Below are 7,801 nucleotides of genomic sequence, written 5' to 3'. Positions count from 1 at the left end.
GGCAGCACCGAGTTTGTCGGCCAGCGAATAAAGATGCTTGAAGTTTTCACCATTCTGCATGCCACGCCCGCCGGAGACGACGATCTTGGCAGCCGTCAGCTCAGGACGATCAGACTTGGCCAGCTCTTCGCCGACGAACGCGGAAACACCCGCATCGCCAGTACCGGATACCTGCTCGACGCTGGCCGAGCCACCTTCGGCACTGACCGGATCGAAACCGGTCGCACGCACGGTAATGACCTTGATCGCAGCGCTGGATTGAACAGTCGCGATGGCGTTGCCGGCATAGATCGGGCGCTTGAAGGTATCAGCGCTCTCGACGGCGCTGATCTCGGAGATCTGGTCGACGTCCAGCTGAGCAGCGACGCGCGGCAGGAAGTTCTTGCCATTGGTAGTGGCGGCAGCCAGCACGTGGCTGTAATCCGTGGCCAGGCCAGCGATCAGCGGTGCGGCGTTTTCCGGCAGCTGGTTGGCGTAGGGGTGAAAGAGCTGTCAGTCATGGGCGCCAGACGAGTCAGTGTAGGCGGCGCGTTGGCGCGCGCCGCATCGAGCGGTTTTTACAATGCAGCCCAAGCGCTGAAACAGAATCAGCAGTTTCTGCCGCGCCCTCCGTTATGACGAATCGATCTTGCCCGCTAGGCTGTTTCCGCCGCGAGCACTCCCTTACCAGCTAACGTTCAGGTGCTGGTTTCGCATCACCCAGCCGCTACCCTCTTAATTGCTGCGTAAAAACGATTACGGAGTGGACCCGTCATGACGCTCGCTAAACTTTCAACCGCCGCCGTTTTGACGGTGCAGGTTCTTTCAGTTCATGCGCAAGACAATAGCGTCGAGCTGATTCAGGAAGGCTATGCCAATGCGACGACGATAACTCAGGAAGGGATTGGCGATCGCGTTCGCCATGTGCAGACAGGGGATTTCAATACTTCCACGATTCGACAGGCGAGCACCGGGAGCGAGCTTGTCGACATCCAGCAAGGTGATCGCAACAGTTCATTGATTCTGCAACTCAGGGGCAGCCGAAGTGTGATCAGCGCTGAGCAGGTCGGCAATAGCAATCATCATTACAACGGGCAGTTCGACAGCGTCGACTCTTCGATCTCCACCTATCAGGAAGGTAATAACAACACCGGGGGTGGGATTCAAAGGGAAACGAACAACGCGTCGGCGACATTCGAGACCTTTGGCGACAACAATCACGCCAGCATGTCCCAATGGCGGGGGGGCGACAGCGTGACCACGATCTATCAGCGCGGTGACGGGAATTGGGCCAGCACCGCCGAGTACGGTACACAGTTGCTGAGCACGGTTCGACAGGAGGGCGACAACAACGAAGCGCACGCCGATCAGAGCTATGTTCACAATAACTTTTCGACGATTACGATTAGCCAGCAAGGCAATGGCAATTATGCCTTGAGCCAGCAGGCGCTCGAATACAACAGTGCCTCGATCGCCCAGGTGGGCGAATCGAACCTGACCCGCGTCCGTCAGTATGGCTACAACAACGATGTCGAACTCTACCAGGCGGGGACAGGTAATGTGATTAACGGCACCGCTGACGGGAGCGACCAATCAATGACGCAGGAGGGCAACGAGAACCTAATATTAGTGTCCCAGGTCGGCAATGACAATGAGCTGTTTCATGAGCAGACTGGCGACGGCCTTGATCTGGTGTTGAGCCAGAGCGGGGACGCTCATCATGTAACGGCTATCAGCCAGGGCAACGATAACGCGATCGATATCACTCAGTCCGGGGTTGATCAAGCGACGAGCATCATCCAATCAGGAAGCATGAATCGATTGAATCTAAGTCAAAGTGGGATAGGCAATAGTCTGACCGCGACTCAAAGCGGCAACAGCAACGTGGCAACGCTTCTTCAGCAGTAGCGGCGGGCCAGCGTTCGAGCATAACCGTTCTAATAAAGCCGCCCATCGGTGTCGATGTGTAGGCAGAAGGCGGCGCGCGCGGCTAATACCGGTTTGCCGAAGTGCGCCGAGTGTTCTTCTTCTGCAGAATCAGGGACGCTTCGTTATAGGCACTCTGGAAGGCGTCGTCGCCAACCCAGTTCAATGCTGTGTCTTCGTCTTCACCGTGAAACATGCCGCGGTAAACGATCAGCAAGCCCATCATGAAGTCGATAGCAGCTTCTTCTGCTTCCTCGGCGACCACCAGTTCCAGCACTGGGTACTGCAGGAACACCAGGCACATCGCTAGCAGGCTGATGCCTTCAGCGACGTTCATTGCCTGGAACAGATCATCAAAGTGCGCCGGGTCGAACCCGTTCTCTTCGATGTCTTTGAAGTCGAAGGTGCTCAGGTCGATCACGACGTCGTCGAACGGCTCATTGATCAGCGGATTGGCCAGCAACGGATGCAGGTCATTGGGTCTGGTCTTACCTGAACGGTTCTGTTGGGCCTTGGCTTTAGCCCGCTGGGCGCGCTTTTGCTGTTTGTTAGGGGACGCCATTGTTGTGATTTCCTTGTTCGATGCATCCAATCTGCATGACCCTGCGTAATTGAGCGCCAATTGTACCCAGTCTGTTCTGGGTTCGCCGGTGCGAGGAGCTTTGCTCTCCATTCCAAGCGTCCGCTATCGGTCAGAACAGGCTTGTCGCTTAGTACGAAAGTGGTGCATTGACCTCGCATTTTGTCGGCTGGCCTTCAGACGCAGAATCTCTTCAACCACAGAGCACGTGCCCAACGACATAGCGACGCAGCGCCGGAGTCGCGGTTTCAGTTATTGGGCCATATGACAACCACCGGGTTACTACCAATAGCCTGCCTGTCTGAATCCATCATACGGTTCATACCCCGCGTGCGGTCTTGTGAGGAGAATCCTGCCTCCACCCACTCCAAGGATTCTGAGCATGCACTATGCTCCCTTCTCGACCGCGGTCGCCCTGGTATTGATCGGTCAGGTCCAGGCTGCTGACAACCAGGCAATCACTGAACAGATGGCGAATCTGAGTCGCATTGAAGCCAGTCAAAGGGGCTCCAACCTTAGCCTTCCGTTTATCAGGGGGTGAGGAAAAGCGTTGATGACGCAGGAAGGTCAAGAGCTGCTACGCAAATCCACATAGGACGATACGTGTGCATCGATGGGGATCTGAGCAGGGCGCGCGGCCCGTGCAGACCTTAGTTCACCGACAGGGCATGCAGAGCGTTGCCCGAATGATGGGTTAAATGTTGGGCCAGCCAGCAGGCGAGCCAGCACCGAATAGGTAGCTGGATGCTTGCAGACGCAAGCGTCCCCGCCCGCACCGCTTGTTATTCATGCCCCGGATGGCGATGGACCACGTTCATGTTGCATGGCGGGGGAGCGCTGCCATCGAGACGAGGCTGGAAGATGGAAAGACTGTTTGTATATGGATCACTCGCGCCCGGCCGGCCGAATGAGCACATCTTGGCCGAGGTGCCCGGCCACTGGCAGCCGGCGAGCGTGACGGGAACGCTACGCGCGGAAGGATGGGGTGCAGCGATGGGGTTCCCCGGGCTCGATCTGGACGAGCAGGGTGAAACGATCGATGGCCTGGTCTTTAGTTCCGTGCAACTCGCTGCGCATTGGCCAGTGCTCGATGAGTTCGAGGGCGACGCCTATTTACGCACACCGACTGCCGTTCGACTCGCCAATGGCGAGACCGTCGAGGCGTACGTCTATGCACTTAGGAAATGAACCTGGGCGATGCTCGTGGGTGCAGCTAGCGCTTCGTGACCGATGCAAGCCAGCCGTGGCCACTGACCAGCATGATGCCGCTCAGCGCCAGCACCGCACCGACCAAAAAGCCCGGTTCGATGGGCTCGGCCAGCAACCAGGCCCCGAGCGCGACGGCCAGCAATGGCGTAAGAAAGGACAGCACGCCCAGGCGCGAGGCGAGGTAACGGCGCAGCAGGGCGAACCAGAGCAGGAAGCTGGCGAACGAGACGATCAGTGATTGGAAACCCAGGCTCAGCCAGACCAACGGGGTTGGGTTGAACGTGGTGTGGCCGATCAGGAGGGCGATCGGTAGCAGCAGGGCGAAACCCATCACCAGCTGGTACAGAAGCGTCTGGGTTGCGGGTAGCGCGGACAGTCGAGAAGCGCGGATCAGCACTGTGGTCGATCCCCAGGCAGCGCCAGCAAGCAGGGCGAGGAAGTCACCCCATAGCACGCTGGACAAACCGGCCTGGGCATTAGCGCCCCGCAGAAAGGCCACCGCGATTCCCGCAAAGGCCAGGCCTATGCCGATCCACTGTAGCGGAGCCAGGCGTTCGTTCGGCAGCTTCCAGTGCAGGCCGAGCGCGGCGAATACCGGCGCGGTGTAGACGAATACCACGACATGCCCCGCCGAAGTGTGCCGAACGGCCTCGCCAACCAGCAGAAACTCCAGCGCAAAGCAGACGCCGGCCAGACACCCAGGCTTCCACATACCCTGCGCGATGGTCAGTCGTTCGCCACGCCAGAGCATCAGTAACACGACCAGCAACGCTCCCGCACCCGAGCGCAGGGCAATCTGCAATACCGGCGAAAAATCCGCCGCGGTCGCCTTCAACGCGATCTGCTGCATGCTCCAGATCAGGCAGAGCATCAGCATCAGGCCGACGGCCATCGCGTCCAAGGGTTTACGAGAATCCATTTATTCGTCTCGGTAAGGGCGCAGGGCGAGGTCACCGCTATAAGGCGAGCCGCGATGCCGCACCCAACTGGCCGACTTCATCCCATCTACGCGTCACGTACCGGTCGCCATGTCGCTCGGCCCGTAACAACCTTAGTCACTTGGCGAACAGCTGGCTCATGTCTTTGAAGGCCTTGAATTCCAGCGCATTGCCGCACGGGTCGAAGAGGAACATGGTGGCCTGCTCGCCGACCTGGCCCTTGAAGCGTACATAAGGCTCGATGACGAACTGAGTGCCCAGCGAACGCAGGCGCTCGGCCAAGGCTTCCCACTCTGGCCAGCTCAGGACGATACCGAAGTGGGGCACCGGCACGTCGTGGCCATCCACTGCATTGGTGTGTGCCGCATCCTGGGATTGGGTCTTTGGATGCTCATGGATGACGAGTTGGTGCCCGTAGAAGTCGAAGTCGACCCAATGCTCGGATGAGCGTCCTTCGGCGAGGCCGAATACTTCTCGGTAGAAATGGCGGGCCGCAGGCAAGTCGTAAACGGGAATCGCAAGGTGAAAAGGGGAAAGGCTCATCGGGCTTCCTTCTTTTAGTGGGACGGCGGCGTTCATTCTGGCCGAGTTGTCGCACCCGGCCACAACGGATATGTTTTGTTGCGAGCCTTAAAAATTTCGATCAGACGAGCGCTGTCCATGATACGAGAGATCAAAACCTTTCTTGCCATTGCCCGCTGCGGCAGCTTCGCGGCGGCGGGCAATCAGATTGGGCTTACGCAATCGGCGGTGAGCGCCCAGATTAAAAATCTCGAGGAGGCTTTAGGCCTGCGTCTGTTCGACCGGACGGGGCGCTCGGCGCATCTCAACGCCGCCGGGGAGCGCGCGCTGCCCCTGGCCGAGCAGATCCTCGAAACATTCGCACTGATGGGACAGCCGGAGTCGCTTTCCGAGTTCCGAGGCGATCTGCGCATTGGCGCCATCGCTACGGTGCAGACTGGCCTGCTGCCGCCAGTACTGCTGCGTTTGCGTCATGAGGCGCCCGGTGTCGCGCCGAAGCTGGTCCCTGGTGTTTCGTTGAATCTGCTGTCGCAGGTCGATGCAGGTGATATCGATCTAGCAGTCATGATTCGCCCACCCTTCGCGCTGCCCAAGGAGCTACACGCCGAGCTGATTCAGCAGGAGCCGTTCGTGCTGATTGCGCCCCTGAATGTCGAGGGTGACGACCCGTTCCAGTTGCTTACCGAGCATCCTCTCGTGCGTTACGACCGGAGTTCGTTTGGTGGTCGGCAGGTCAGCCATTTTCTGCGCAAGCACCGTCTGGAGACACACTCAGGGCTCGAAATCGACGAACTCGAGGCCATCGTCAAGATGGTCGAGAGCGGTCTGGGCGTTGCGCTGGTGCCCAAAGCCGGATTGTGGCTGGAGCGCGAACCGACGGTTCGCATACTGCCGCTCGGCAGTGCCACCTTCTATCGTGAATTGGTGCTGATCAGCCGTCACAGTGCGCAGCAGCTGCCGTTGCATCAGTTGTTTCGGCGATGCCTGAGAGCCGAACTAAGCTGCACGAATGTTCCAGACATGAGTTTGGGCTCGGAACTAGGCTCGTCTTCTTGCATGCCGATATCTCTTGCCCGAGCGCTTGATGCACACCGATGATCGCAGCTGGATCTCCCTCCGCCAGGATGCCGATACCGGCATCGAAACCATCCGCGCGCACTTCGAGGGGCATGCTTACGACCCTCATTGGCATGACAGCTATCTGATTGGTTTTACCGAACAGGGCGTTCAGCAGTTCAGCTGCCGGGGCGCGGTGCACCAGAGCACACCGGGCCGGATTTTTCTGCTTGAACCCGGCGAAATCCATGACGGCGATGCGCCTGCCGACGGCGGATTCACCTATTCGATGTTGTATCTGGAGCCTGCCTGGTTCGAGCGGGAGTTGCGCACGTTGGACGATACGCCGTTGATCCGCGGTGACCCCGGATTCGCTACCACGCTCACCGAGCGCCCGCAGTTGCTTACCGCCATTGCCAGTGCCTTCCATGCTCTGGAACAGCGCGACCTGCGCATCGTGCGCGAGACCGCGCTGGATACGCTCCTGCTTAACCTGAGCGGTCATTTACGCTGGCGACAGGAGCGGCAGGACGACCCGCGTCTGCCGCGTGTTGCCATCCGCGCTCGCGACTACCTGCATGCACACTTCGACCAGGATATAGGGCTGGACGAGCTCGCCGTGCTGGCTGGCGTCAGTCGTTTTCGCTTGTCGCGGGCGTTCAAGGCGGCATTCGGGCTTGCGCCACACGCGTATCTCATCCAGCTGCGCCTGGCCAAGGCGCGCTATCTGCTGGCCCGAGGAAAGGCGCCCGCCGAGGTAGCCTCCATTCTCGGTTTTGCCGACCAGAGCCACCTTGGCCGATGGTTTCGGCGCGCCTATGGCCTGACGCCGGCAAATTACCGCATGCGCTGCTCGAATCTTCCAGACGTCTGATCAGACGATCTTCAGACTGGCCCCTAAGTGACACAGGAGCCGGACCACGATGAGCGAAATTTTCGATACGCCCTTGCTCAACCCAACTGCAGGCGGTGCCTGAGATGATCGAGCTACTGCCTTTTGCCCTTTTCGCCTTCGTCGCGTCGATTACGCCGGGGCCGACCAACGTACTGGTCCTCAATCACAGCGTGCGCTTCGGGTTCCGCGGTGCCTTGCCGATCGTGTTGGGTGGCTGCGCCGGCGCCGCGCTGATGGTGTTGACCGTAGGTGTCGGGGTGGGTGATGCGGTGGCGGCCCACGCTATGCTGCAAACGCTGATGAAGGGGCTCGGCATCATATGGCTGAGCCATCTCGCCTGGCAGATCTATTGGACCCCTGAGCCCGAGCACCGCAATGGGCAGGCTGCCGGGCCGCGTCTCGGTTTTTTGGCCTCGGCAGGGTTGCAACTGATCAACCCCAAGGCCTGGATGATGGCTGTTGCGGTGATAAGCGTGTTCACCCGGCCCGGTACGGAGCGCTGGCACGACGTGGCGCAACTGTCGCTGATGTTCTTCTGCATTTCCTTGCCGTGTCTGGCGGCCTGGGCACTGCTCGGACGAGGCGCGGCCGCATTTCTGACGCCCCGAGCACGCCGAATCATGTTCAATCGGAGTCTGGCAGCGATGCTGTTGCTGTCCGCCTTGGCCTCTCTGCTGCCGTGACTGAACCCAATTA

General features: G+C 59.5%; 8 protein-coding genes and 1 pseudogene. 5 read left to right on the top strand and 4 right to left on the bottom strand.

All coding sequences use genetic code 11. The features are described from left to right. Positions 1-477: pseudogene (locus DQ405_RS12705) on the bottom strand (electron transfer flavoprotein subunit alpha/FixB family protein); the annotation flags it as partial. Between the two features lie 276 nt (positions 478-753). On the opposite strand from DQ405_RS12705, the gene DQ405_RS12700 reads away from it, so the two are divergent. After that, positions 754-1,887: a hypothetical protein gene (locus DQ405_RS12700; protein WP_168424568.1), complete on the top strand. Its 1,134-nt coding sequence runs from the start codon at positions 754-756 to the stop codon at positions 1,885-1,887. Between the two features lie 82 nt (positions 1,888-1,969). On the opposite strand, the gene DQ405_RS12695 is transcribed toward DQ405_RS12700, so the two are convergent. Beyond that, positions 1,970-2,467: a hypothetical protein gene (locus DQ405_RS12695; protein WP_168424567.1), complete on the bottom strand. Its 498-nt coding sequence runs from the start codon at positions 2,465-2,467 to the stop codon at positions 1,970-1,972. Between the two features lie 879 nt (positions 2,468-3,346). Here DQ405_RS12695 and DQ405_RS12690 point away from each other — a divergent pair. Continuing rightward, complete coding sequence (locus DQ405_RS12690) at positions 3,347-3,673, top strand: gamma-glutamylcyclotransferase family protein (RefSeq protein ID WP_168424566.1); 327 nt, start codon at positions 3,347-3,349, stop codon at positions 3,671-3,673. A 25-nt stretch (positions 3,674-3,698) separates the two neighbouring features. Here DQ405_RS12690 and DQ405_RS12685 read toward each other — a convergent pair whose 3' ends face one another. Together DQ405_RS12685 and DQ405_RS12680 are read right to left on the bottom strand one after the other, a co-directional pair. Beyond that, a complete protein-coding gene (locus tag DQ405_RS12685) occupies positions 3,699-4,613 on the bottom strand; it encodes a DMT family transporter (protein ID WP_168424565.1) in 915 nt (304 codons plus the stop codon). Positions 4,614-4,749: 136 nt separating this feature from the next. After that, complete coding sequence (locus tag DQ405_RS12680) at positions 4,750-5,175, bottom strand: VOC family protein (protein ID WP_168424564.1); 426 nt, start codon at positions 5,173-5,175, stop codon at positions 4,750-4,752. 117 nt (positions 5,176-5,292) lie between these two features. Here DQ405_RS12680 and DQ405_RS12675 point away from each other — a divergent pair, with 117 nt between their 5' ends. The 3 genes from DQ405_RS12675 (at position 5,293) to DQ405_RS12665 (ending at position 7,788) form a co-directional block, all read left to right on the top strand. Further along, entirely contained in the window at positions 5,293-6,252 is a 960-nt protein-coding gene (locus DQ405_RS12675; RefSeq protein WP_168424563.1) for a LysR family transcriptional regulator, read from the top strand. Continuing rightward, positions 6,239-7,084 (top strand): AraC family transcriptional regulator, encoded by an 846-nt coding sequence (locus DQ405_RS12670; protein ID WP_168424562.1) that lies wholly within the window; start codon positions 6,239-6,241, stop codon positions 7,082-7,084. Before DQ405_RS12675 ends, DQ405_RS12670 begins: the two co-directional genes overlap by 14 nt. Positions 7,085-7,188: 104 nt before the next feature. Next, positions 7,189-7,788 carry a LysE family translocator gene (locus DQ405_RS12665; protein WP_168424561.1) on the top strand — a complete coding sequence of 200 codons (600 nt, stop codon included), beginning with the start codon at positions 7,189-7,191 and terminating at the stop codon, positions 7,786-7,788. Positions 7,789-7,801: the final 13 nt, after the last annotated feature.

Source organism: Pseudomonas sp. SST3 (genome assembly GCF_003325755.1).
This window is presented reverse-complemented; position numbering and strand designations above follow the sequence as displayed.